Source organism: Pantoea sp. JZ2, assembly GCF_035191405.1.
Classification (GTDB): domain Bacteria; phylum Pseudomonadota; class Gammaproteobacteria; order Enterobacterales; family Enterobacteriaceae; genus Pantoea; species Pantoea stewartii.
The window spans coordinates 2,003,986-2,028,342 of record NZ_CP045247.1 but is presented as its reverse complement, the minus strand read 5'-3'; the positions used below and the strand labels follow the sequence as shown (position 1 = coordinate 2,028,342).

Below are 24,357 nucleotides of genomic sequence, written 5' to 3'. Positions count from 1 at the left end.
TCGCTTCTCATCTTTAAAGTTCAATTATGCCAGGTATATTAATAAAGACAGACTTCTATATAATGCATCATTGCCATTTCCCCTTCTGAGCAACTAAAACCTTTCCCGCTTTAATCACTTTCAATGTCAATGGGTTAAAGTTGATAAGATATTGAACATCTGCATTTGTAAAAATCATCCCTACGACTTTTCTCTGCTGTTCCGAATTAATGGTTTTCCCTGAAAGGATAATTTGTTTTTCATCATTATTTCTGAAGTCGATGTACTTAACCCTGTCGCAAACACTGAAAAATCCCCCGCAGCGGTTTAACAGAACAACGGTAAAGCCTGGTGTAGAAAACGTCTTCATTTGCGCTTCTGTATAACTGCTATTTACTTTGATCAAAGTATATTTCAGAGGCGCATATACAACGTCTTCCGAAGCGCTTTCATTCAACAACCATGCAACTGTATTACCTTCACGAATCAGATTCGCACTTCCTTTTCCTCTACCTAAACCAGTGTTAAAAAAGACCTTGGCCTGATTACCTTTTGCTGTGCCAGTGATATTTTTATTTCCATCTTCAGGACAATCTATTTTCTTCCCATTTCTTGTAACATAGCAATAAGTTCCAACAACTTGGTTACCATTTTGTTCCAGTTTAAGTGTTAACGTTGAGTACAATGTGCCGTCATTATTTTTCTCCTGTCCGCCCCATTGCCCCGAAAAAAACGCCGTAGCAGGCAGATGACATGAATACAGCGTTAAAAAAAGACAGGCTGGCAAAAATTTCCTTCATGATATCTTACTAACACTAACCCGATAAATAAGGAGTAATTTAATAATTCTCATTATGCAGACTCAGGACTTTACAAATGAAATATTCAATGAAAATAAACGAAGTATATTTATATTACTGCGGCGCAATGCCTTTGTGGGCTTGAGTCAACCTGTCTTTCTCGCTCTATTCTTTAACTTCATTAACGCCTCGACTTAGATACATTAAACTATAGTAGCCTTCTTATTCTGTATAAGCATAACGTCTGTCACCTGGGACAACAAAAACACCTTTAAGAGCGCACGTTTTATTAGGGGAAAGAATAAGACGGCAGTCGCACAACATCATTGGCTTTGAAATCATTATCAGCATGGTTGAAATTATACTTTTCTTTTAGGCTATACTATCGAGGTTTGCACAAAACCAGCAACTGAAAAGACATTAGGAAGTGACAGAAGAATCATAATATTAAAACCATCATAATCTTCTTTATTTCAACGTTCGTTTATCAACGTAACCATTTTTTATGGGTAAGCTTAATTTTAAATATTCAGACCGAATTAGCATTCTGGCACATCTCTTTCAACAATTATTGAATTACCCTTGAAAAATAGCCTACCTCATGTATTTTTCATTACGTCACTGACTAAGCATCATGCATATAAGGGTGATCCAAAGTGCTATACCTGCAGGCAAATTTTGTCCACCCAATATAAAAAGATTCAGTTGATACGCTAATATATATGCTTATCAGTTACTCCACTTACCGTCCTGACTTAAGACAACTTTATTATTAACTATGACAGTTAAGTTATTGATTGGCTTATTGAGAATGTAAGTTGTGTCGTGATTTTTAAATTTATAACTTAAGGCAGGACAAACGTCTTTACTGCACTCACTTCTCACCGCCTTACCCTTTAAGGTCATAACGGCACCATCAGATTTTCTTACACCTGTGTATTCAACATCGTTACAATTGGGGTTAGCAGAAGAACAGAGGAAAGAAATTGTTATTTTGAACTTATCCGTTTCGAAAGTCTCATTATGGTTTTCAGATCCTTCTTTCATTTGAGCATGAGTATTAAATTTCAACTCCTTAAATCTTTTCGCCCATTGCTCTATATCTGGTTGTATACTTTTTTCATTCGACGCATCGCTTACATAACTAATATAATTATCGTCTGGTTGCACCCAAGCGGCATAAACTTTTCCATCTGGTTGAATAACAAACGCCGAAGCCTGCTCAAGGTATAAGTCTTTAGGCCACCCCTCAACAAAAAGTCCGCCATCGCGGGTAAGATGTGGAGCGCCGAAAACATCAAAATTTCCGCTAAAAGTATCATAGTTTGATTTAAGCAAAGATTTCAACTTTGCCACTATATCGTTATTTTCAAAAACCCCTGACACTTTATTAATATCATTATAACTTTTCAAATCAATTGCTGCGCTAGCGATGTTTGCAAAGCATAAAGAAATGAACATTAAAAATGTGAAGCATAAAAATTTAACTTTATATTTCATCTTCATTCACCTGAAAATTTAAGGAACTCTGCGGCTTCTTTAGTGTATCGCTTGGTCAGACCGCCCGAATAATAATCCCACCAGTTATGAGCGACACCATTTTTTACAGTAGTTGTTGAACCATATATCGCTTTGTCATAATTCAAACGTGCACTTAAAAGATCATTCTGGAAATCAGAAGGACTCATCTTTTCAATATAGTTTATACTGTCATTAGTCAGAGTTGAGGATTTCACGATTTTTCCTGTACTCATTGAATTCAGTATTGCCTGAGAACCACCAACACCTCTCATGTGAGCCAAAGACATAACAGCAGCCTGTTTACTGGGATCGGTAAAATTGAGCGCTCCCGCCTTTCTGGCTGACTCGTTCATATATTTTGAGACAATGTTGAACTCTTGTTCACTCCCCTGACCATAAGTCTTTCTCGCTGCCGCGATATCATCATAAGCAGGACCGAAACCTTTTCGGAATCCATACATCTCTGGTATGCCGCCTTGTTCACCTGTAGCGCCTTCTGACTTCATAATTGAACGAACAATCTTGTCATCAAGTTTATTGGACTGTGATGACTGTGCTTTCTGAGCAACGGGCGCTGATTGATTTTTGACCCGTCCGCCCCCTCCAGAGGATTTTTGATGATTACTTTTAGGTGCCGCCGGGGCCGCCTGCCCCTTTTGCTTTGGGGGAAAAAGACTCTCCACAGCCTGAGTAATATTGCCTTTATGGCCCGGCCCAGGAGCCCCCGTGCCTGGCTTCGCACCCGATGTATTTAAATTAAGTTTTCCGCCAGATGTGGTGATGTGACCATCACCGCTCACAAACAGATTAAAACCCTTACCGACAATATTAATATGACCATTAGCATTAAGTTCAATCGCGCTTTCGCCGCATTCAAGGCGTAACCTGGTCCCTGACCCAAGAACGTAGGTTTCAACAACGTTGTCGATTTTTCCTTGTCCGGTTAAACGCTCTTCACCACCTTTAACGCCATGTACGCGGTTGGTTTCAACCCGATAGAGTTCATTTCCGCCTGCATAATGGCTGTGATTATTGGCAACGGAATGGCTGGCATCATTTTTAACATGCGTATCCATATTCTTCTGCGCCTGGATCCACAAATGCTCCTCACCCGCCTTATCCTCAAAGCGCAATGCGTTAGCGGTATCCGCCGTGCCGTCTTTCGATCGGCTCAGAAAACCCATCTGTGTGGCGGCAGCGGGCAGTGCCCACGGCGGCATACTGGCCTCATTGTAAACCCGGCCGATAATCAATGGACGGTCGGGATCGCCGTTGATGAAATCCACCACCACTTCATCGTTGACGCGCGGGATCTGCACCCCGCCAAACCCCTGGCCTGCCCAGGCGCTCGACACGCGCACCCAGCATGAGCTCGTGTCGTCACCCTTCGCCAGACGGTCCCAGTGAAACTTCACCTTCACCCGGCCGTATTTGTCCGTCCAGATGCTCTCACCCTTCGGCCCCACCACCCTGGCCGTCTGCGGGCCGTGCGTCTTCGGCCACGGTGTTTCCGGGCGCGCACGAAAGGTCACCGCGGCAGGCAGCACCGTGAAGTCGATGTTGTGGCGCGTGGCACCCACGTCGCCGCTGGCGTAGCTGTTCTCTTCAAAGTCATAGTACGCCGACGTCACCAGGTATTTGCCGTTGTCGCTGAAGTGCGGCGCGTTCAGCAGCGCAAAAGTGTAGCCCGGCGCGATACCCGTCGCCGTTCCGCTTCCACTCACCTCGTGGTGCTCTGCCTGCCACACCTCCTGGCGGACGCGCGCGTAGTATTCGCCGTGACCGTGCTCGACAAAGTGGCCAGGCCAGTCGTACACGTCCACTGAGCCCGGCGTCGGCGACACCGGATTCTGGCGCGCCTGCAGCATCCACGCGTTTGGCTTGCGGAAGTCGTAGTCGTCGGTGCTGTAGATGCCCGGCGTCACGCTCTCCGCCAGCGCCCACTGGCTCACGCCCTCTTCCGTCACGCTGCCGCCCGACGGCGTCACGTGGTACGCGATTGTCTCGTAGCCCGGGAACGGCTGATGCTGATCCGGCGCGTCGCACAGCACCAGCGTGTGCTTGTCCGCCTCGTGGCGGAAGAAGTAGTAAATGCCCTCCAGCTCCATCAGCCGGCTGATGAAGTCGAAGCTGCTCTCCTGATACTGCACGCAGTATTCCCACACCCGGTAGCTGCCCGCCAGGCGCGTCTCCACGTTTACCGCATACTCCTTCAGCAGCGTCTGCACAATCTGCGGCACCGTCTGGCTCTGGAAGATGCGCAGGTTTCGGTCGCGCTTCATCGGCCACAGGTCCGGCTCCATCGTCAGCGCGTAGACCGCATAGCGCACACCGCCCAGTTCCTCGCTGCGCACTCCTATCCGGGTGATTTTGCCGTTGATATAGCGCGGGTTCAGCGCGCTCATCAAGCCGTCCGTCGGCAGCGTGAAGGTGACCGGTTTACCCAGCAGCGACTGGCGGTCAATGCGCGCGTCCGTGGAAAGCAGCTCCGCTTCCAGCACGAACGATTCAGACAGCGCCTCGCGGCCGCTCAGACGACGGAACAGCAGTCCCTGCGCGGGAAGTTGTACAGTAATACGTGAAAACATAGACATACCTGTTAAATATGAGGATCAAGTAACCAGACGCCTTCCTGATTAATCGTCAACGTCTGTTCGCGTTCGCCGCTTTGACCTGTCACTGAAAACGTGTAATTGCCTGGTGCCAGTTGCAGTGCGGCAAAACCATTGGCTGCCGGTACAACCGCCTGCGGCTGGCCGTTCACCTCAACGCGCTCGCCGGGCTGTAATTTGATATACACCTGCGCGACGGGCGCAGGTGGCGGTGCCACCGGCTCCTGCGCTTTTTCCGGTTGGGCCTGGGCAGTCTGCGTTTGTGCTGGCGCCGTCTGGGTTTGAGCCGATGTAACAGAGGGCTCCGTGGGTGCCTGCGACGCGGAGGAAGCTGCCGGGGCCGTTTCCGTCTGCGCAACGTCAGCCGGTTCAGCGTCCTGTTTGTCGCCGCCCGCCATCAGTAGACCTGCACACACGCCCACCAGCACGCCCGCCGCGACCAGGCCCGGTAACGCAAAGCGGTTACGCATCAGTTTCTTCAGCGGTGTGGCCGGTGCCGCGGCCTCGTCGTTTTCTTCTACCGGCACCAGCATCGTGCCCGGCCCGGTGTTTTTCACTTCCGGCAGCGGTTCGGGCGCTTTTTCTGGCAGCACCAGGGAGGCCGCAAAGGCGTCAATGCTTTGCGGACGATCTTCCGGTTTAAGGGCCAGCGCGCGATCGACTGCTGCCAGCAAGGTCTGGCTGTAGCCGGCCGGCGCACGCTGAACCAGCGGTTGATAATTATCTTCAATACTGCGTACCACGCTCACCGGCGGCGGTGCGCCAGTGATTAGCGTGTGCAGTACGGCACCCAGCGCATAGATATCGGTCCACGCGCCCTGTTCACTTTCATCGTTGTCGCTGTATTGCTCAATCGGCGCATAACCCGGACGCAGCATGGTTTCGCTTTCATCCGAAAGGTTACCGATGGTTTTGCGCGCGGAGCCGAAATCCAGCAACACCGGATCGCCGTTACTCTGAATCTGGATGTTATCCAGCGAGATATCCCGATGCAGATAACCCGCATCATGGATGGTCTTAATCGCACCCAGCAGGGGCGGCAGCAGGCGACGAATCCAGTTCTCATCGATCAGCTGCGGATTGCGCTCACGCAGGGCTGACAGTGTGGTCCCGCTGTAAAACACCGTGCCCATGTAGGCGGTGTCGTTTTGCACCCAAAAGCGCAGTACATGCAGCAAATTAGGATGGTTAAAACGCGCCAGCAGACGGGCTTCCTGAATAAAACTGTTCAGGCCGGCATGGAACGTCTTACTGAACCGTTCACTGCGCAGTACCAGATTCAGATCGTCGCTGCGCACAGCCAGTGAGGACGGCATAAACTCCTTGATGGCGATATCGCGTTCCAGCTGGTGATCCCACGCGCGATAGACGATGCCAAAGCCACCGCCGCCGATGACTTCCTTGATTTCAAACTCATTGAACCGGTAACCAATTGGTAGCGCATTGGGTACAGTCTGGTGATTATCGTGTTCCGACATATTCGAACGCTCTCTGATAACGAACGGCTTTAGACAGCAAACTGGCAAACAAACTCGCCCTGCTCACAGCTGACCTGCACACGACGATAACGTTCGTCACGGGCATGGGCGCTGAGCAGTATCTGGCTCATTTGCGGCAACAGGGTATTGGTCAGGATGGCGTCGACCATGCGACCGCCAGACTCCACTTCCGTACAACGCTGCACGATCTGGCTGACCACCGAATCGTCAATAACGGCCTCAATACCGTGATTCTCTTCCAGCCGACGGACAATGCGTCCCAGCTGAAGTTTAACAATCTCCGCCAGCATCTCATCACTCAGCGGATAATACGGTACCACCAGCAGACGGCCCAACAGCGCAGGCGGGAAAACCTCCAGCAACGGTTTACGTAACGCGGTGCTGAGAGCCTCTGGCTCCGGCATCAGTTCCGGATCGGCGCACAGAGCGCTGATCAGTTCTGTACCGACGTTGGAGGTCAGAATAATGATGGTATTACGGAAATCGATATGACGGCCTTCCCCGTCTTCCATCCAGCCCTTATCAAACACCTGGAAGAACAGCTCGTGCACGTCAGGATGGGCTTTTTCAATCTCATCCAGCAGTACCACGCTGTAAGGGCGACGGCGGACGGCTTCCGTCAGTACGCCCCCTTCCCCGTAACCGACGTAGCCCGGAGGCGCACCTTTCAGGGTTGATACGGTGTGCGCTTCCTGGAACTCGCTCATGTTGATGGTGATTATGTTTTGTTCACCACCGTAAAGCGACTCAGCCAGCGCCAGCGCGGTTTCGGTTTTGCCCACGCCCGACGGGCCGCAGAGCATAAACACACCGACCGGTTTGTTGGGATTATCCAGACGGGCGCGCGAGGTGCGGACGCGTTTGGCAATCAGATCCAGACCGTGGCGCTGACCAATCACGCGCTGGTTCAGCGTATCGGCCAGATTCAGCACAGCGTCGATTTCGTTCTTCACCATGCGGCCCAGTGGGATACCGGTCCAGTCAGATACCACCGCTGCGACCACACTGGCATCCACGGCGGCAAACAGCAGGGGCGCTTCGCCCTGTACCGCCTGCAGCTTCTGCCGGGTGTGATCCAGCGCCTCACGCAGCGAGGCTTCTCCTTCCGTCACGCAGCGGGCACGGAGTGCAATCAACTCTTCGACCAGTTCGCGCTCCTGCTGCCAGCGGGCGTCCAGCGCATCACGCTCGGCCTCCAGTGCGCTGCGCTGCGCGGCAATGGCGGCCTGACGGGTTTCATCGCCCAGCCCGACCTTCGCTTCGCGTTCCGCGATGTCTGCTTCAATGTCCAGCGCCGCCAGGCGGTGCAGACAATCTTCCAGCGCAGGCGGCTGAGCGCCCTGGCTGACGGCCACGCGGGCGCAGGCGGTATCCAGTAACGCCACGGCTTTATCCGGCAACTGACGGGCAGGAATGTAGCGGTGAGACAGCTTTACGGCGGCGCTGACGGCTTCATCCAGGAGCAGTACCTGGTGATGTTTCTCCAGAGCACTGACGGTGCTGCGCAGCATCAGGATCGCTTTCGCTTCATCCGGCTCCTGCACCTGCACGGTCTGGAAACGGCGGGTTAACGCGGGATCTTTCTCAATGTATTTTTTGTATTCGGCCCAGGTGGTTGCGCCAATCGTACGCAGCTGGCCACGGGCCAGGGCGGGTTTTAACAGGTTGGCGGCATCGCCTGTGCCCTGTTGTCCACCCGCGCCTACCAGTGTATGAATTTCATCAATAAACAGCACAATCGGCGTGGGACTGGATTGCACCTCGTTGATCAACGCCTGTAAGCGCGCTTCAAATTCGCCTTTCATGCCCGCACCAGCCTGTAGCATACCGATATCCAGCAGCCACAGCTGTACGTCGCGCAGCGGTGCAGGTACGTCACCGGCCGCGATGCGCAGCGCCAGCCCTTCTACCACCGCCGTTTTTCCCACGCCGGCTTCACCGGTGAGTAACGGGTTGTTCTGGCGGCGGCGCATCAGAATATCCACCATCTGGCGGATCTCTTCATCACGGCCGGCGACCGGATCGATTTTTCCGTCCCGTGCGCGGGCCGTCAGATCCTGTGCATACTGCGCCAGCGTACTGGTGCCCGCTGCCGCTGGCGCGGCGGCCTCACCGGCAGGCGGCACAACGGCCTGCTGAACCTCCTTGCTGTTCGCCAGCAAGGTATCAAACTGCGCCAGTAACGCATCGGCATTGATGCGCGAAAACTGCGGCGAGATGCCTTTCAGCACGCTGGCCAGATTAAAGGTTTTCAACATCCCGATGAGAAGATGCCCGCCGCGAATGCGGTTCGCGCCATATTTCAGCGACGCATAAACCCAGGCGCGTTCAACGGCGCTGTCGATGTGTTCTGCGAGATCGGAGACCGCACTGGCGCCGCGCGGCAGGCGGTCCAGGGCAGCGACGATATCCCGCGTCAGCGCGTTTTCATCCAGTGAAAAGTGCTTAATCACCTGCTGAAGATCGCCATCCTGCTGCTGCATGAGCTGATGCAGCCAGTGCACCAGCTCCACGTAGGGATTGCCACGCAGTTTGCAGAAGGCGGTCGCACTCTCAAGCGAGGTAAATAACAGCGTATCCAGTTTGCCAAATAGTACGGCACGGCTGATTTCTGACATATCGGTTCTCTTTAATGAAAGAAGCGGCTAAATATCGGGGAAAGCGGTTGCGCCGTTACGGCATGGCCTCAACCTCAAAAGCAAAATCTTCACGATCTATGGGCTGCGGTTGCTGTCCAAGCCAACTGGTATAGCCCAGCCGCGCCTCACCGCCCAGGGTTACCCCTTTCACGGCGTTGGCCGCCAGGATCAGGCTGAGATCCCACTGCATCTCAATCCCTAAATAGTGACGTACCCAGTCGCGCACTTCGCACGCGCCCTGAGCATTGGGTAAAAAACGTTCATACTGCTCGGCACTGAGTGGCCCGATGCGCAGGCGGAAGCGATGCTGCACATCACGCACGGCCACGCCAAGGAAAGCGGACTCACCCAGCCGCGGCATGTGGCGTCCTGCTGACAATCGCGCCTGATCGCGGCTGTCCAGCGCTAACCATTGCGGCACGTTCTGCTGCAACATCACCGGCACACCAAAGTAATGACGCAGAATCCGCACCAGGCCTTCGGCATCATGACCGTGACGGCTGAGGTGGCCGGACAGCATCAGGCGCGCATGCAGGCTGAGCGAACTGGCTTGTTGCTGAGCCGGTAAGCCAATGCCTGCCACACAGGCCAGGTAATCCTGAAAGCGTCGGTCATCACGGCGATCCAGCGAGCTGGTGGGCTGAGCATTCGCCCAGGCCCGGTAAAACAGCAAGGTGGCGCGATGGTGGAACAGATCGGCAAAGGCGCTCAGGCTGTGATCCTGGTGGTGATCGATGCGGCCACGAACGTATTCCGTTAAGTGCGTCGGTAACGGGCCGTTAGGGCCGAACAAGCCAAAGCTGTAGATGGACACGTCATAACGGTCGTCCTGCTCGCGCGGTTTAACCTGTGACACGGTGGACGGTGCAAAGGCCAGCGAAGGGGTTTGTCCGATGCGCACGGCTTCAAATTTTGGCAGCGGCGCTTTACCTAAGGCATAACGCTGACCGCTCTGGGCATCCAGCTTACGCAACAGCTGAAACAGGTCATAGCGCCAGGGGGCGGCCATGACCGCCTGCCAGAAGTCATCAGGCAGGCGAACGGCCCGCTGTAAGGGAATGATGTGCGCCGTTTCACTCATAGCAGCGCCTTTTTACCCATGCGCGGTGGCCAGTAGCCCACTTCGCCGCGCTGCTGGCTGCTCAGGGTGAATTCGGTAAAGCTGTTCAGCGCCACGAGGCGAGAGAAGACGCGCTCCAGTACGCTGCCAAACAGCCACGGACTGGCACCTGAAAAAGCCTGTTCATCGACTTCCAGCGCGATGCTCACGCCGCGTGCAAAGACCACCGGGCCCGGTTCCGGTACGCGACGGTGCACGGCTTTCAGGTTGCAGTGCCGTATGCCGTCGATCTGGCGCGTTAGCGGTGTTTCCGCCAGGCTCGCATACAGACTCAACATCTGGCGCAAGGCCGCCGCGCCTTCCCCCTCACTGCTGTCCATCAGGCTGAGATAGTTCATCTGCAGATGACTGATCAACCGCCACGCTGACAGCCCTTCTGCCAGCGCGGGACGTGGCGGCTTGGGCCCTTTGCATAAGGTAAGCTGCCCGACCGGAATTGAATCGGGCATGACAAAGTTGCCCTGTTCCTGCTGTAACAGCATTAACGGCAGATCGCGGCTGGTACACATCACCTCGGCAGACAGGTAGCGGATATCGCTGTTCCACGGCGTGTGGTTTTGATCGACCAACGACAAAAATACTTCAGAGCCGATATAGCCTGTGCGGGTGCCATAGCGCAGCGCATGTTCGGACAGTGTGCGCTGTTCGCGACGCAGCGAGAAATAGGCGCCGTAATCGCCGCCATCGTGGCTGAAGGTGCTCCAGAAGGGACGGAAAATCTGCTCTTCACGCTGCCCTTCCACCGAGGCAAACAGCCGCTTCACCGAATGAATTTCATAGTCCAGTGGGCGGATGTTATCGACCACCAGATGATATTCATGCTGGCTGTCACTGACTTTGAGTCGCTCAGCCGTTTTCGGGAACAGGTTGATCACCGGCGTGCAGTGCAGCGCCAGGTGCGTATTGTCGACCACGCTTTCCAGCGCGGCATCGGCTTTATCCAGCAGGATAACGATGTCAAAAGACTGCGTGTTGTCGCAGCGGCGCAAAAACGGCGCGAGCTGGCGCAGGCTGACAAACTGGAAACGTGCCGGGAAAGCGAAATATTCCTGTAGCAGACGATAGCCATCGAAATTACGCAGGTCATCCGGCAGCAGCGCCTGATCCGGCGAAAAGCCTTCCTGCTCCAGCGCATCGTCTGGCAGCGACTGGCGCTGCGGTTTCGCTTCCACAGACTGCAAAATAATGCCGCTACGATGCTGCATCAGCAGCTCCATCAGCTTGAGCGCCTGAATATCCGGGCCGCTGAGGAAAAACATAATGTCGTCCAGACTGAGCTGGCTCAGCGAGGAAATACCTTCGCAGGTCATACGGATGCGCAGTGCACTGGACGCCCCGGACGATCCGCGTGCCTTCAGTTCTCCCAGCGGAATATCCGCCGGTACGCCCCCCAGGGAGACATCGCTGATGCGCAGCGGCTGCAGCATCACATCATGTGCCGTGCTGTAGCTACAGGTGACACCGGTTTTTTTCAGGTTCTGGCTTTCCATCATCGTGCCGCGCGGCACTAAAAAACCATTGCTGATATCGCCTTTCCGGCTGTCCGGCGTCAGTTGCGCAATGGCCATGGACGGCGTGGGAGACAGATAGCCGGGCGCCACCATTTCCAGCATGCGCTGCGAAAAGCGCGGAAACTCCGCATCCATCTTTAGCTGCACACGGGAGGTCAGGAAAGCAAAACCTTCCATCAGCCGCTCGACATAGGGATCGGCAACGTCAATGCCGCGCATCCCGAGCCGTCCGGCGACTTTCGGATACTGCGCAGCAAATTCCGCGCCCATCTCACGCAGATAGGCCAGTTCACGGTTGTAATAATCGAGCAGCTTGCTGTCCATGATTAACCTGCATCCTGTAGTTCAAAATGGCCGCTCTCTAAATCCACCTGAGTGCGGAACAGAAACTCCAGCGGGTAAGGTACGCACCATAACCGGCCTTTTATCTCGATCGACAAAACGTTGTGCAGGCTGAGGGAGGTCAGATCGCTGACGCAGCGCACCTGCAGGCCCTGCGGTATAATACGCGGTTCGAAATGCAGGATGGCATCGGTCATTTTCCGCTGCATATCCTGCCACTCAATGTCAGAAATATTCTGTCCGGCCAGCGGCGCAACGCCAAAGTTCAGCACAGAGCGCTGTACCTCATTCAACCCGCTAAGATCGTGCTGTGCTTCGTTGTTAATGGTGTTGAACAGCCACTGAAGATCGCGCAGTACATTGCGTCGCAGCGTGCTGTGGGTAATCACCGAACTGTTGCCCGATTCTGTCGCTTTCTCGGGTGCATCATCCGTCAGTCTGTCCAGCAGCGATGACTGAAGCTTATCGCGCGCGGTCAGCGTTTCGCGATTTTTACGCGAACGATAGCCGCCATGCAGCTGTGAATAGCCGTCACCGGATGAATTGTCGTTACGACTCATGAGGTAACTCAGTTTCGTTGAAAATCATCTGTTGCAGCGTCAGTAAGGGAAAGTCTGCCTCGTCACTGAGCCACATTTTTTGTCCGTGCCCAATGAACTGCCCTTCGTCACCGTCCAGTGCCTGCCATTCTGTGATGCTGGCACGCAGGAAGCGTTCGTCCGAGCCTTCCTGAAGAGGATAACGAACCGGGATCTGACAGATTTGCTCACTGCCATCCACCAGTTGCAAACGCGTATGACGCCAGACCAGATCCGTCACGCTTGCTGGTGCCTGGAATTCCATTTCCGCGATCGCCGCAAACGGGATCCAGTAATAGCGACCATTAGCAATCGCTTCACAGATCGGTCCGAAGCGACTGTCGCCGTCCATCAGCCAGGCGAACGGGCTTTCGCCCTCCTGCGCAACGGCACGACCGGCACTCGCTTCTGCGCTGTCCAGCGCCTGAGCACGCAGTGTCGCCCCTGCTACGCTATCCCCGGCGATATCGGCTTTTAACGCGGCCAGCATCAGATTGCACCAGGGCCAGGCACTGCCAGGCAGTTGTGGATCGGCCTCGCCGCGCAGGACAGCCTCACGTAATACTTCGCCCGCAATTGCCTGTTGCAGCAAGGTAACGGTGGGCTGCGCCTGCGGCAGCATCGCCAGCCAGGATTTCAGTTGTGTCTGTGCCCGCTTCCAGTTACCGGCAAGGCACAACAGCTGGACGAAGGCAGCCCGTAAATCGGCATCCGCAGGGTTTGCCTGGATTTGCGCGGTAATGCTGGCCAGGTTTTCTGCCAGAGAGGCGTTAGCCAGACGCTGTTGTAAAGAATCCATTCAAACTCCTTATGCCTTAGTTGATGGTGCGATAGACGGCGGCGGCCGGATCTTTCAGTTCCGGATGGAGTTTTTCCACCAACTGCACTTTGATTGAGGCAGGGCTGCTCAGCCACGGTGACCAGGTTTTCCGCACTTCCTGCAGGCGCGCCCGCAGGGCATTTTCATCTGCGGCTTCGCTGGCAGGCATCGCCACAACGACCTGATTCACCGCCTGCCAGCCGTTGAATTGTGGGCTGAACGGCAGCACCAGCCAGCTGTCTGGCGATTTTTCATCACTCAGCACCATGCGCTCGCTGTTGACCGTGGTAATCGTCAGCTCATCAAGCTGTTGTTTGTCGCTCAGGCCCGCCACCGGGAAACCCTGTAAGAAGCTGACAGAGACGGGTTTGCTCTGGCCCTTGCCCACTTCCGTTAAGGTACTGTGACCGCTTAGCCAGCCATCTTTGCCACAGGTCACGCCCTGCTTAGCGGGCACGAAGACGGCACTTGACTGCGCGGGCTGATGCCACCAGGTCCGGAAATGACAGCCATCCAGCAAACTGAACTGCAGCCATGGCGTGGTATCGGCGGGTGGAGAATTCAGCACGACCGGCGCGGCGGGTTGCGTCTGCGTCACCGCTGCCTGCTGCTGTGCAGTGGCAGCTGAAGCAGGCTGTGAGGTTGCCGGCGGTGTGATAACCACTTTCCACTGCTGCGCTTTTGCCGCACTGCCGTTACCCAGTTGGGCACCTTCGGTATCGGTTAATGTCCAGTGCAGTTGTTGCAGCGGCTTACATTGCGAGCCCATTAATCCGGCGACACGCGGCAGAAAATCATTTAATACTGAAGGATCTTTATCCCCGTGCGTCACAATGCGCAGGTTCACCGTGCTCTTACACCAGCTTGCGAGCTGGTTATCTTTAACATCATCAATCCAGACATCCAGTTTCTGAGTTGGCGACTGCACAATGCGATAGTTCTCAGCAAAGGCATGGGTACTCAACAGCATTGCAGCCAGGCCCACTAATCCATATTTCATGTTGGCGTTCTCAATCTCGAAGAGGGAAAAACTGCGCCGCATCTGACAGCGAGTGCAATAAAGTGGTGTCTTCCGGGGAACCTACCCAGACAGCCATGGCGCTGAAGTTGTCCTGCTGACCACCCTGCGGTTGGCTGTTTTTGATAATTTGTTGCATCAGGGTCAGCCACTCTTCTGGCGTGTTCACCATATGCAACGATTGCTGCATTTGTTCCAGCGTGACGCCATGCCAGAAGCCGTCCGTGCACAGCAGAAAGGCGTCGCCGTCTTCAATAGGCACCACGTCGCTATAGCTGGCATCACGCTGTTCATCGCCCATGCCGAGGGCGAAATAAAGCAGGTTACTGTTGATGCCTTCGGTCTGATGACCGGCATCTTTCATTTGCTGCACCAGGCTGTGATCGGTGGTGACATGATAGAGATAGCCGCGGCGAAACAGATACAGGCGGCTGTCGCCTGCGTGTGCCCAGTAAGCCAGCTCATAGTCTCTGTCGATAAACAAACTCACCAGCGTGGTGCCCATGCGACTGTGCTGACTGTTGGCTTTTTGCTGTTGCCGGATTGCGTCGTTGGCATAATTGACGTAATCGCGGATAGTTTGCGCATCCAGGTGCGCATTGCCATCGAAGGCTTCCATCAGGCTGCTGCGCGCAATTTTCGCTGCCACATCACCGCCAGGAAACCCTGCCACACCATCGCACACCACAAAGCAGGCCGAACGTTCACCGATGCGCTCACCGGTTTGATCCTGATTGGTGGCGCGGTCGCCCTGATTCGACGTGGAAGCAGTAGAGATATTCATGCGTCATCCGTGTGGGTTTGTGAGTCTTTATACTGATTTACTTCCATGTCGTACGCGTGCAAGAAGGCTTCGCCAAACAAGGTATGGAAGTCATCTTCGATTTCACCGGCGGTTTCGCCATAGCGCTGAACAAAATGTTCCCACAGCGCGGCTTTGCGATTACCGAGCAGACCAATGCGTGAGATTGATCCGTTCTGACGCGCCTCTTCTTCCAGCTGATCGGGATTAAACGATTGCAGCATGGAGGCGATAATCGCACGAATACCGGCAATCATACCCAACTGATGGGCCTGCAAATCAATCAGCGCATCGCGTACCGCCTGACGTGGTGGCATAAAGCCTGGCATGCGGCTTCCAAACATCTGCATCAGCACGGTTTTGCCCGAGGGCAACAGTTTAAACGGGTTATTCGCGTCGTCGAGAATCACCGTCATATCCGCCTTCACGCCGCGTTTCAAAATTGAGCGCGACGAGAGCAGCGCAACCGTTCCCTGTGAAAACATGCTCAGCATCTGGCCAAATTGCCGCATCTGCTCACGGTCGAATTGCGGGGTTGGTTGCAGATCCTGCAGACCCATGCCTTCGAGCAGCGCATCCAGCAATTCACCTTTCAACGCATCACCGCTACTGCTGTTTCCTGTCGTCTGCTCTGCCCCACCGTTATTGTTGTGCGAGGCAACCGGATCAATACGCAGTCGTCCTTTTGGCGTCGGCGAAGGTGCACGCTGAACCGCCTGCGGCGTCGGTAACGTAATGCCACCATAATCAATGGGACTCTGCGCCCCTTCAGGCGGCGCAGGCTCCGGCTCGGTTTCGAATACGGGATCGTGAGTGGGCTGCGTTTCAGTGTGATCAAACAGCGGTGAGCTGCTTAACTCGGCCAGCTCAACCGGCGCGCTGTCACGCGGTTCGGGAGCAGGCTCAGGCGTTTGCGGGGCCGGTTTCTGCGGGGCTGGCCGTGCTTCAGGTTGTGTAACCGGCACCTCAGGTTGCGCCAGTGGTACCGCGCCGCTCATCATTAATCCAAGGGGATCGTCATGATGACGTGGGTCGGGCGTATTCTGACTGCCAAACAGATTCAGGGGATCCAGATTGCCCGATGGCGCCTCGACTTTCGGCTGTCCCTGAGCATTTTGCTGGGCTGATAAGGTGCTCGGCGTACGATCATCAAAGATGCTTTCCTGCGCAAAGAGCGCATCGCCTTCATCAAACAGACTGCTGGTTTTAGGCTGTTGCCCGATATCCAGCGGCTTATCGCTGATCAACTGTGCCAGCGGATCTTCCGGATTACGGTTCGCCGCCGTCGAAGTTAACGGATTGGCATCTGGCATATCGGGGGCCGGCGTTTTACGCTTCGACAAATCATCCGAAATGGAAAACTCTTTTGCCAGGCTGTCCCAGATTTCACTCGGAATGGCCGCCGTGCTTGCTGTGGCAGTTACTGGTGCAGCGACCGGTGGCGCATCGTTCATGACCGGCGCTTTAGCTGGTGCAGCCATCACGACAGGCGACGGCTGTGGTTGCTGTTCACCGTTAAGATCGTTAACCAGCAGGCGGTAGTCATCAATACCCAGCACGTCGCCGTCCTGCAATTCCACCTGGCGTCCCCGCTCCAGTGGGATATCGTTTAACAGCACGCGCGTCACGTTACCGCGATTCGTCAGGCGGCATTCACCTTCAGCAGTGATATGCACAATCGCCTGCAGGCGGGAAATCGTGCGATCGTCGTCGGGCAGTACCAGATTGTTATCCACGCCACGACCAATTGTGCCGCCGGGAGGAAGAAAATCAAAACTGGTTTGCGGCGGTTGATGGCCGGGTTTAGCGGTTATTATCGTAAAGCGCATCACGGATTCCTGCGGTTAGCTGTTCGACATCTATATCGCGCGTCTCTCGGGGAGAAAGGCGGGATATAGAGGCTTAGTGGATTGTGCTGCCTGGTCTTCATTGTTTAAATGATAACTCAGTAACGTTCATTTCATCATTAAAACATGTGCAGGCTTCTTGCTCATTATTACTAATGGCAGCCTACAGTCATTTACCCGGGCCTATTTTCTCAATAAAATGGTCTATAACTTTTCCATTTTCAGACCAAGCGATGAAACAAACAGATTACGTCGTATTAACTCAGGCGCTTTCCTGAATAAGCGCTTCAACTTCTTTACTGTCGTTAAGATGGAATGTTTGACTATGGTTAATATCAACATACTTGTTAACCCAAGTTATGAATTTTAATTTTCGGAAGTAGAACGCTATCACCCAGGAATGACCTAAAAGGTGAAAGTGTAAAGCCCGCAAAACGTAAACACCTAAAAACATCATTACCAGTTCGAGATTTATTTTCTCACTTTAATTAATCGATAAACTAGTTGAGTATGTAAACAAAGAAAAACAAAAGAAAACCAAAAACCGCAGTCAGGGCAAATATAGCTTTATAAAAAACAACTAAATCAGCGATCCACGCTGTCATATTTTTTGGTTGCGACTGAATAAAATTATAAGCTTCCTCCCTTACTTCTTCATTTTGTCTGAATTTCATTTTCACACCTTTTTGAAGGCGATATAAATATGAAATCTTTTGATAATTTGCATAAAACCCCAAGTTACTTGAAAATTTAGTAGTAGTATCAAGCTGGAGACCTGTATTATTAAATTCACGAATTATCTTAGCGTATTTTTCACTGTTTTTCTTAAAAATAAAAGAGGCATAAATATGCAAAAAACCAATAAGGAAAAATAAAAAAATAATCGTATACATGGTGATATCATATAATGTCATAAGATCTTATCCATGATAAAGTCCACGGCTTTTCCACCGGCTTCACCAAAACCATATCCACCTGCGGCACCACCAACTATACCACAAGCCAAGGCACCAACTCCGCCAGTTGCCACTCCCAACGCAACGCATGCGCCTGTGGCAAGTGAAGCTGACAACGCCCCACCATAAAAACCAGCCACTGTACTTCCTGCAAACTTCGAATATTCTTTTACAGCAACTTTTGTACACTCATTCTCGCGATCAACTGTGCATCCTTTATAGACATCATTAGTTGTGTTCAATGCACTGAAACCGATAGCAACCCAACCTCCATACTTCATGAATCTTGCGGCCTTAGCTGCTGCATCAACGTAAGTTGAGTATCCTCGAATAGCTCCTACACCTGCCGTTTGCCACTCATGGACTATTGATGAACTTGAAAGATTTAAAGCATGAACTGCAAGGGTGCCTCTGTAAAATTTTTAATACGAGCTAAAACATCCAACCCTGCCTTGCCAAAAAGAGGTGCATACATTTACGATCTATTTTTAAGCATTAATAAGGTCAAATCTTTTAAAAGACATCACTTATCCTATGCTATATTCAGTTGACGACAGCTGAAAATAAAAATGCACCCCAGAGGAATTGATTATTATAATTTAATTAATGATAAGGTATCATCTTTAACTTTTTAATTCTTTGTTCATTGTGCTCATACAGGCAGATATTGATATAAGAAAGACTTGCATCACTACCTTTATCCGCTGCAAAAGAGGCAAGTTCACAATCATTTTCTCTGTACTTTAACCATGCCCGTTGTGCTTCAGTTAACGTGCTTATGTACTTATTAAGCTCCTCATCATTGCCTTTATAAAGCTCCTGAACCCTTGATTTAGCTGCTTTATATTCCTTATTCAACATCACTTCTGTTTCAGATTTATTCTTTTCTGCACAGGAGTAAACTTCTTGATCATTATTTCCTTGTGAGCAATCACTTAAAGCATAAACCGGATTAAGCACTTGCATACCAACTATGAGCAAAGTAGAAAGCAATATCTTTTCCATGTAACCTCTTATCTATCGTCTACTTCTGAGATAACGAGCACGATGACGACCCTTTTCAAACTTTTGGAGATATGCTGAGCTATCAATAAAATCTGTCAATTTATTGATATCATTATGCATAGCCGCCTGCATATTTATCTTCGAATCTGCACCTTGATAAATTAAATCCACAATAATATCTTTGATTGCGGGCTTCAGCTTATCCCAATCCGTTCTTTCATGATGACTGGCAGTTTTAGATAGATAAGAAGATTTACCACGACTTACATAGATTGGGTAAATAATCTCAAAGAGCCTTGCCTGCGACTCACGTGATATGATGCCGCATTCATCCCTGTATTTTTTAACCCAGGCATGTGCCGCACTTCCTTTTTTTGTTGAGCCTAAAGAAAGACGCCTTGCCTGCGCTTGCTCAACCCCCACCATCAAAAGATCAGAATAAATTTAACCTGAACTTCTTCCGCCCATTTCGTAACCATCTTCCGATGGTTACCCCTGAGTTATATCCTGGCCAATGTATATGCCTACTGAAATAAGGACTATGAATGTTGTCATTACCTTCGGCATCAAATGTAATTTGTCCGGCATTAACGGTAAGACGGCCAGAATTAACATTTGGATCATCGACTTTCCCAGGAGGTAAAACTTTACTGGTATTGTTACCTGAGCGAGAGAGTACACTCCATTTTTTCAATGAACATTAACCAAACCATCTGACCGTGACATGAAACGTGCTTGTTTAAAAAGGCATTTATTTATGACTTCGCAAGCTCAATAAGTTCGGCAACACGAGCCTGCATTTTTTTCTTTATACAGGTAGAATTAGCAGAACACGCATTTCTGGCGTCAAGCCAGTGCTTTTGGTTTTGATGGAACTGAGCTAAACGTATCTTGGCATCTAAACCTGTATTTGTAATTTGCTTTAATACAATATTATATGCCTCGGCGACACTCACATCCCAGGAAGACAAATCTGGATCATGGCAAATCGTTTTTTCACTATCATTCGTTGCCCTTTCGCACGCGAACGAAGGTGAAAATCTGGCATTATCTGATAACTTTTTTAGTAATATGTAAGACTGGTTATCCCAGTTCAGTAATACCAAATTAACATCAAGTTTCACAAGCCAGTGTTCAATATGCTCATCTGAAGGACTGATCTTCCCATTCTGACAATGAATACTATAAGGATGTATATTCAGCGTTCCTTTGACCGGCAGAGAATAGCTTTTAGCAGGGTCGTATTGAACCCCTTCTGTCGTACTGCTCATCAAATGATTTAATATTGTCACATTCATAGAATGATAATCTGGGAACTCGCAGCCACTATCTGGCTGTATAGACGTCTTTATTTTATCCGACGTGAATTCAAATATACGTCCTTTTAGATTCGGATCATCAGGAATTAGCGTTATCAGCTTCGCAGAGGCAACATCCTCGTCAACATATACATGTTCAACTTTCCACTTACCATTAAGATTTAAAGAATATTCCTGTTCAGAAAAACACTTTAAGGACATGACCAACGACGCGATAAAAAGTAACACATAACCGGTTCTCTGCATGATGGACACCTGAAAGTGGGATAAAGTAAAAGAAAATATTTCAAAATACAACATTAACTGTAAGGGGTTCTTCTCAACTTATTAATGATTTGTTTGTCCAGACTTGCTTCACAGGTGTTTTGTATGCCATGCTCGCGGCAGAGTTCTTATCCGCCGTCAGTGAGGCGAACGCGCAATCCTTCATGGCGGTATTTAAGCCATGGACGCTGTGATTCAGTAAAAAGCTGCAGAGACTTATCTTAGCTTTTGAAAGGGCTATAATAAAATCATTGATCCTTAATTTTATTGCCTGGCATTCTTTGTTAAATTGCCTCTCGTCTTATTAATGATTCTTTCTGTACAAGCGTATACTTACTGCTCGTTGCTATCGTTGCAGAAATTTTCTATAGCGGAAAATTCATCAATTTCAACTAATAGTACAAAGGAGTTTAATCATACATCTCATATGCAAACCCCTTTAATTAAAATTAACATATAACCTTGGTTGGTTTGCTAAAGAGGTTTAATTAAAATTACTTTTGATAAGCCTTACGCAGTTCAGAGAGATTTTTTATATATGAATTTTGAAACTTTTCAGTAACACTCTTATCGTAATAGATGCTGTTATCACCACTTTTTAATCCCAAAATGTAATAATCATTTGCATAGTGATCAGGGGCTTCAGTGGTATAAATAACCGCAACTTTCGTAGCAGGATCGTCTTTTTTTGAAATAAGGCCAACTGAATCAACTTTATGGCAACCTACTGTTTCCCAATCCCCTTGACCGATTGTTTGGATAAACTGATCAGATTTTTTACTATCCTTTGTCCAGGCAATAAAACATACAGGCTGAACTTCTCTTACCCATCCTTTTCCTTGTACAAGAGTACCTAATACTTTGCCATTTTTGATTAAATCGAAAGTTTGATTTTTATCTAATTCAACTCGCTCAAGACCTTCATGCTGAGCTTCCTGAATAATAGTCTTTTCATAATCATTTGAATGAGGTTTAGAAAGAGTTATGGAAGCATTCGCTATAGGGCTAATAACAAGTAAAGACAATACCAGATTGAAGATTTTCATATTATATAAAATCCTGAATTAATTATGCATGGCTCTGTCATAATTTCTTGATAAATGAACATCATAATTATTCTTTTTATAATCACTACCATTGTTGTATCTGGCAAAACTTGATCAGTTCTTCGTTCGGATTGCATTCAAAAGAGTCGGCGTATGAGAAACATGATTAACAAAAGCGTATACCTGCCCCGGAATAGTATTCATTCCTTTGACAAACTCTTCGATATTTTCGTAACCCGAAGTGACATAATTACTACCCATAATTTGGAATGCTCCCCAGTAAGCTGACTGGAGCGCTGCTGCACGATCAAGTGCTATTGCTTTGTTTAATTAGTCGTATTGCTCACTAAATTTACCATAATGATCGTATGGCTTTCCTGATATTTCAGGATGAGTTGCATCATAATTGTGATTTGTTAATCTACTGAAATAGTGCCTTTCATATAGAATTGTCGGCCGACCTGATGAATCGAATGGACTTTGCTTGGTTTCCGACATCACAACTGCTTTTATTGCTGCTGGTTCGCAATTTAATGCTTTCGCCATACTAACATACATTTCATCAGTAACAGCAGAGGCTGTAGTATCGAGGCTTAATTTTTATATTGCTGACCGGCGTAATATTTCCATGTAACCTACGCATTGTAGGCCCCCGGGGTGAAACAATACCGTCCGGGTTGCGAAGACCCACAATCTTTTCCTGGAATATTTTTATTTTATCAATAGTTTTTGGTCCCAAAAAACCATCAACTTTTAATTCACTACCAGTGAGGTGTAACAGACTTATTGGAATTTAATAATGATTGAACGGTTTTAACATCAAGTGATTTATTAGGTTGTCTTAAACCAACGCCCTGGCTTATCTGTATTGTAGTCACGTCAAATCCCTCTCGACTCAGCTTTAACAGATTAGTGTAAAGGGCGCCTCCTGATGGAGGCGCATCTTATTAAGCTTCTTTATTCTCTTTGATGTTCCAGCCCGCGCTGGTTTCTGCACCTTTACCAGAAGAGCTCTGCTCCAGTGGGATATCGTTTAACAGCACACGCGTCACGTTACCGCGATTCGTCAGGCGGCATTCACCTTCAGCGGTGATAAGCACAATCGCCTGCAGGCGGGAAATCGTGCGATCGTCGTCGGGCAGTACCAGATTGTTATCCACACCACGACCAATTTTGCCGCCGGGAGGAAGAAAATCAAAACTGGTTTGCGGCGGTTGATGGCCGGGTTTAGCGGTTATTATCGTAAAGCGCATCACGGATTCCTGCGGTTAGCTTTTCGACATCTATATCGCGCGTCTCTCGGGGAGAAAGGCGGGATATAAAAATAGATAGAGTTACTAGAGCCTTACAATATAATATGCACCTGGATTACAATAGGTGCATATTAAAAAAATCAATCGTATGGGATCTGTTCCAACTGTTTAGTTCTTGCCTCATCAAGTTCTGCAATACAATTATTCGTAAATACCGTATAAGGATTACTGTTTTTATCGGCAACATGCGCAAATAACTTACACTGCCCATCGCGATATTTTAGCCAGCTTCGCTGTGACTCAAGAAATATATTCAAATATTCTTTTTTGACTTCCGCTTCGTTTTGAAAGACTTTATCGATGCGTTTCTTTGCCGCCGAGTACTCATTATTTAACTTTTGCTCTGCAGTGTTTTTGTTTTTTTCAGCACAAGTAAACACTGCAGGATCACTTGTTTCCTTAGAGCAATCATCCATCGCATAAGCTGAATGACCAAATATAAAAAAAACAAAAGCCAAACTATAAATATATTGCTTGCACATAAAAACTCCCGCCTATTTATGTTTTCTCAGATAATTTGCTCGTTGGCGTCCACCCTCATAACTTTTTACTTGGGCATTATTTTCAATAAAATCTATTAACTTATCGATATCGTTGTACATGCAGGCTTTCATGGTTCTTTCAAAACCCAGCCCTTGATATACAAAGTCTACAGCTATATCTTTTATAGGAGGTTTAAGGTTTTCCCAAGGGGTTCTTTCTGGGAAGCCAGAAGTTTTACTAAGATAAATTGATTGCCCTCTAACCAGATATTTAGGGTATATCATTTCAAATAATTTAGCTTGAGCCTCACGAGTAATAATACCACACTCATTACGGTGTTCTTTTACGAACTTGTCTGACTGTGAAGGTGATAATCGAGCGCCTCTTGCCAGAAGAATAGCTTGTTCCTGCGGAACACCAGCCTGGATCAAGTCTATTTTCACCGTCTCACCAGAACGCCCACCCATATCATAACCACGTCCGATTGTTACGCCAGAAGCCCCTTTAGGCCAATGGATATGTCGACTAAATCCTGGGCTGTTAGGCCAATCATTACCTTCTGCATCAAAAGTTATTTGCCCTGCATTTACAGTTAAGCGACCTGAATTGAGATGGCGATTTTCTTCTGGTGTGGGCTGCGTTCGGTTAGTTTTTTCAGAATTAGATAATTTATTCCAGGTCCGACCATGAACATCAACCAAACCATCTGGCCGTGACATGAAACGTGATTGGTAACTTTTGATAGCTTCGATAGTTTTTGGCCCAATTCTGCCGTCATCACGAAGCTGGGGAAAACCATTATTTTGTAAAAGCCGTTGAACCGTTTTTACATCGCCGTAATTATTACGGCCACCTATACCAACTGACCCTGTAATACTCATTT

At 49.7% G+C, this 24,357-nt stretch carries 19 protein-coding genes and 3 pseudogenes; all 22 read right to left on the bottom strand.

The window, feature by feature from the left end:
• Positions 1 to 67: 67 nt before the first annotated feature.
• On the bottom strand, positions 68 to 766 hold the full coding sequence (locus GC087_RS09805; protein WP_282497981.1) for a hypothetical protein: 699 nt from the start codon (positions 764 to 766) through the stop codon (positions 68 to 70).
• Positions 767 to 1,508: 742 nt separating this feature from the next.
• On the bottom strand, positions 1,509 to 2,279 hold the full coding sequence (locus tag GC087_RS09800; protein ID WP_282497982.1) for a hypothetical protein: 771 nt from the start codon (positions 2,277 to 2,279) through the stop codon (positions 1,509 to 1,511).
• Positions 2,280 to 2,281: 2 nt separating this feature from the next.
• Complete coding sequence (locus GC087_RS09795) at positions 2,282 to 4,888, bottom strand: type VI secretion system Vgr family protein (RefSeq protein WP_324030449.1); 2,607 nt, start codon at positions 4,886 to 4,888, stop codon at positions 2,282 to 2,284.
• 11 nt (positions 4,889 to 4,899) lie between these two features.
• A complete protein-coding gene (locus tag GC087_RS09790; protein WP_324030447.1) occupies positions 4,900 to 6,390 on the bottom strand; it encodes a serine/threonine protein kinase in 1,491 nt (496 codons plus the stop codon).
• Between the two features lie 29 nt (positions 6,391 to 6,419).
• Positions 6,420 to 9,029, bottom strand: a complete 2,610-nt coding sequence (gene tssH, locus GC087_RS09785; RefSeq protein ID WP_039338230.1) for a type VI secretion system ATPase TssH — start codon at positions 9,027 to 9,029, stop codon at positions 6,420 to 6,422.
• Positions 9,030 to 9,084: 55 nt separating this feature from the next.
• Positions 9,085 to 10,131, bottom strand: coding sequence for a type VI secretion system baseplate subunit TssG (gene tssG, locus GC087_RS09780; protein ID WP_324030445.1), 1,047 nt, complete (start codon positions 10,129 to 10,131; stop codon positions 9,085 to 9,087).
• A complete protein-coding gene (gene tssF, locus GC087_RS09775) occupies positions 10,128 to 12,005 on the bottom strand; it encodes a type VI secretion system baseplate subunit TssF (protein ID WP_324030443.1) in 1,878 nt (625 codons plus the stop codon). The genes tssG and tssF overlap by 4 nt, the downstream gene beginning before the upstream one ends.
• A 2-nt stretch (positions 12,006 to 12,007) precedes the next feature.
• A complete protein-coding gene (gene tssE / locus GC087_RS09770) occupies positions 12,008 to 12,583 on the bottom strand; it encodes a type VI secretion system baseplate subunit TssE (RefSeq protein ID WP_039338225.1) in 576 nt (191 codons plus the stop codon).
• Positions 12,573 to 13,400 (bottom strand): type VI secretion system accessory protein TagJ, encoded by an 828-nt coding sequence (locus GC087_RS09765; protein WP_324030441.1) that lies wholly within the window; start codon positions 13,398 to 13,400, stop codon positions 12,573 to 12,575. Before GC087_RS09765 ends, tssE begins: the two co-directional genes overlap by 11 nt.
• A 16-nt stretch (positions 13,401 to 13,416) precedes the next feature.
• Positions 13,417 to 14,421 (bottom strand): hypothetical protein, encoded by a 1,005-nt coding sequence (locus GC087_RS09760; protein WP_324030439.1) that lies wholly within the window; start codon positions 14,419 to 14,421, stop codon positions 13,417 to 13,419.
• Positions 14,422 to 14,431: 10 nt separating this feature from the next.
• A complete protein-coding gene (locus GC087_RS09755; protein ID WP_039338221.1) occupies positions 14,432 to 15,223 on the bottom strand; it encodes a PP2C family protein-serine/threonine phosphatase in 792 nt (263 codons plus the stop codon).
• A complete protein-coding gene (gene tagH, locus GC087_RS09750) occupies positions 15,220 to 17,070 on the bottom strand; it encodes a type VI secretion system-associated FHA domain protein TagH (RefSeq protein WP_324030437.1) in 1,851 nt (616 codons plus the stop codon). The genes GC087_RS09755 and tagH overlap by 4 nt, the downstream gene beginning before the upstream one ends.
• A gap of 518 nt (positions 17,071 to 17,588) precedes the next feature.
• Positions 17,589 to 18,002, bottom strand: coding sequence for a hypothetical protein (locus GC087_RS09745; RefSeq protein WP_324030435.1), 414 nt, complete (start codon positions 18,000 to 18,002; stop codon positions 17,589 to 17,591).
• Positions 17,999 to 18,439, bottom strand: a pseudogene (locus tag GC087_RS09740) (hypothetical protein); the annotation flags it as partial. The gene GC087_RS09745 and the pseudogene GC087_RS09740, both read right to left, overlap by 4 nt.
• A gap of 208 nt (positions 18,440 to 18,647) precedes the next feature.
• Positions 18,648 to 19,049: a lysozyme inhibitor LprI family protein gene (locus GC087_RS09735; protein WP_110268306.1), complete on the bottom strand. Its 402-nt coding sequence runs from the start codon at positions 19,047 to 19,049 to the stop codon at positions 18,648 to 18,650.
• A gap of 12 nt (positions 19,050 to 19,061) precedes the next feature.
• The gene (locus tag GC087_RS09730; RefSeq protein WP_324030433.1) at positions 19,062 to 19,475 is read right to left on the bottom strand and encodes a DUF8812 domain-containing protein; all 414 of its coding nucleotides are present in this window, start codon (positions 19,473 to 19,475) and stop codon (positions 19,062 to 19,064) included.
• A gap of 329 nt (positions 19,476 to 19,804) precedes the next feature.
• Positions 19,805 to 20,614: a lysozyme inhibitor LprI family protein gene (locus GC087_RS09725; protein ID WP_110268303.1), complete on the bottom strand. Its 810-nt coding sequence runs from the start codon at positions 20,612 to 20,614 to the stop codon at positions 19,805 to 19,807.
• A 512-nt stretch (positions 20,615 to 21,126) separates the two neighbouring features.
• Positions 21,127 to 21,678, bottom strand: a complete 552-nt coding sequence (locus GC087_RS09720; RefSeq protein WP_324030431.1) for a hypothetical protein — start codon at positions 21,676 to 21,678, stop codon at positions 21,127 to 21,129.
• Positions 21,679 to 21,696: 18 nt separating this feature from the next.
• Positions 21,697 to 22,176 (bottom strand): annotated as a pseudogene (locus GC087_RS09715) (N-acetylmuramidase family protein).
• A gap of 515 nt (positions 22,177 to 22,691) precedes the next feature.
• Positions 22,692 to 22,931: pseudogene (locus tag GC087_RS09710) on the bottom strand (FHA domain-containing protein); the annotation flags it as partial.
• A gap of 140 nt (positions 22,932 to 23,071) precedes the next feature.
• On the bottom strand, positions 23,072 to 23,473 hold the full coding sequence (locus GC087_RS09705; protein ID WP_052133231.1) for a lysozyme inhibitor LprI family protein: 402 nt from the start codon (positions 23,471 to 23,473) through the stop codon (positions 23,072 to 23,074).
• Positions 23,474 to 23,485: 12 nt separating this feature from the next.
• Positions 23,486 to 24,355, bottom strand: coding sequence for a DUF8812 domain-containing protein (locus tag GC087_RS09700; protein ID WP_110268301.1), 870 nt, complete (start codon positions 24,353 to 24,355; stop codon positions 23,486 to 23,488).
• Positions 24,356 to 24,357 lie beyond the last annotated feature (2 nt).

Excerpts from the sequence above, each read along its gene's own strand:
- GC087_RS09800 (WP_282497982.1), bottom strand. The coding sequence starts at position 2,279 with ATGAAATATAAAGTTAAATTTTTATGCTTCACATTTTTAATGTTCATT.
- GC087_RS09795 (WP_324030449.1), bottom strand. The coding sequence starts at position 4,888 with ATGTTTTCACGTATTACTGTACAACTTCCCGCGCAGGGACTGCTGTTC.
- GC087_RS09790 (WP_324030447.1), bottom strand. The coding sequence starts at position 6,390 with ATGTCGGAACACGATAATCACCAGACTGTACCCAATGCGCTACCAATT.
- tssH (WP_039338230.1), bottom strand. The coding sequence starts at position 9,029 with ATGTCAGAAATCAGCCGTGCCGTACTATTTGGCAAACTGGATACGCTG.
- tssG (WP_324030445.1), bottom strand. The coding sequence starts at position 10,131 with ATGAGTGAAACGGCGCACATCATTCCCTTACAGCGGGCCGTTCGCCTG.
- tssF (WP_324030443.1), bottom strand. The coding sequence starts at position 12,005 with ATGGACAGCAAGCTGCTCGATTATTACAACCGTGAACTGGCCTATCTG.
- tssE (WP_039338225.1), bottom strand. The coding sequence starts at position 12,583 with ATGAGTCGTAACGACAATTCATCCGGTGACGGCTATTCACAGCTGCAT.
- GC087_RS09765 (WP_324030441.1), bottom strand. The coding sequence starts at position 13,400 with ATGGATTCTTTACAACAGCGTCTGGCTAACGCCTCTCTGGCAGAAAAC.
- GC087_RS09760 (WP_324030439.1), bottom strand. The coding sequence starts at position 14,421 with ATGAAATATGGATTAGTGGGCCTGGCTGCAATGCTGTTGAGTACCCAT.
- GC087_RS09755 (WP_039338221.1), bottom strand. The coding sequence starts at position 15,223 with ATGAATATCTCTACTGCTTCCACGTCGAATCAGGGCGACCGCGCCACC.
- tagH (WP_324030437.1), bottom strand. The coding sequence starts at position 17,070 with ATGCGCTTTACGATAATAACCGCTAAACCCGGCCATCAACCGCCGCAA.
- GC087_RS09745 (WP_324030435.1), bottom strand. The coding sequence starts at position 18,002 with ATGACATTATATGATATCACCATGTATACGATTATTTTTTTATTTTTC.
- GC087_RS09735 (WP_110268306.1), bottom strand. The coding sequence starts at position 19,049 with ATGGAAAAGATATTGCTTTCTACTTTGCTCATAGTTGGTATGCAAGTG.
- GC087_RS09730 (WP_324030433.1), bottom strand. The coding sequence starts at position 19,475 with ATGGTGGGGGTTGAGCAAGCGCAGGCAAGGCGTCTTTCTTTAGGCTCA.
- GC087_RS09725 (WP_110268303.1), bottom strand. The coding sequence starts at position 20,614 with ATGCAGAGAACCGGTTATGTGTTACTTTTTATCGCGTCGTTGGTCATG.
- GC087_RS09720 (WP_324030431.1), bottom strand. The coding sequence starts at position 21,678 with ATGAAAATCTTCAATCTGGTATTGTCTTTACTTGTTATTAGCCCTATA.
- GC087_RS09705 (WP_052133231.1), bottom strand. The coding sequence starts at position 23,473 with ATGTGCAAGCAATATATTTATAGTTTGGCTTTTGTTTTTTTTATATTT.
- GC087_RS09700 (WP_110268301.1), bottom strand. The coding sequence starts at position 24,355 with ATGAGTATTACAGGGTCAGTTGGTATAGGTGGCCGTAATAATTACGGC.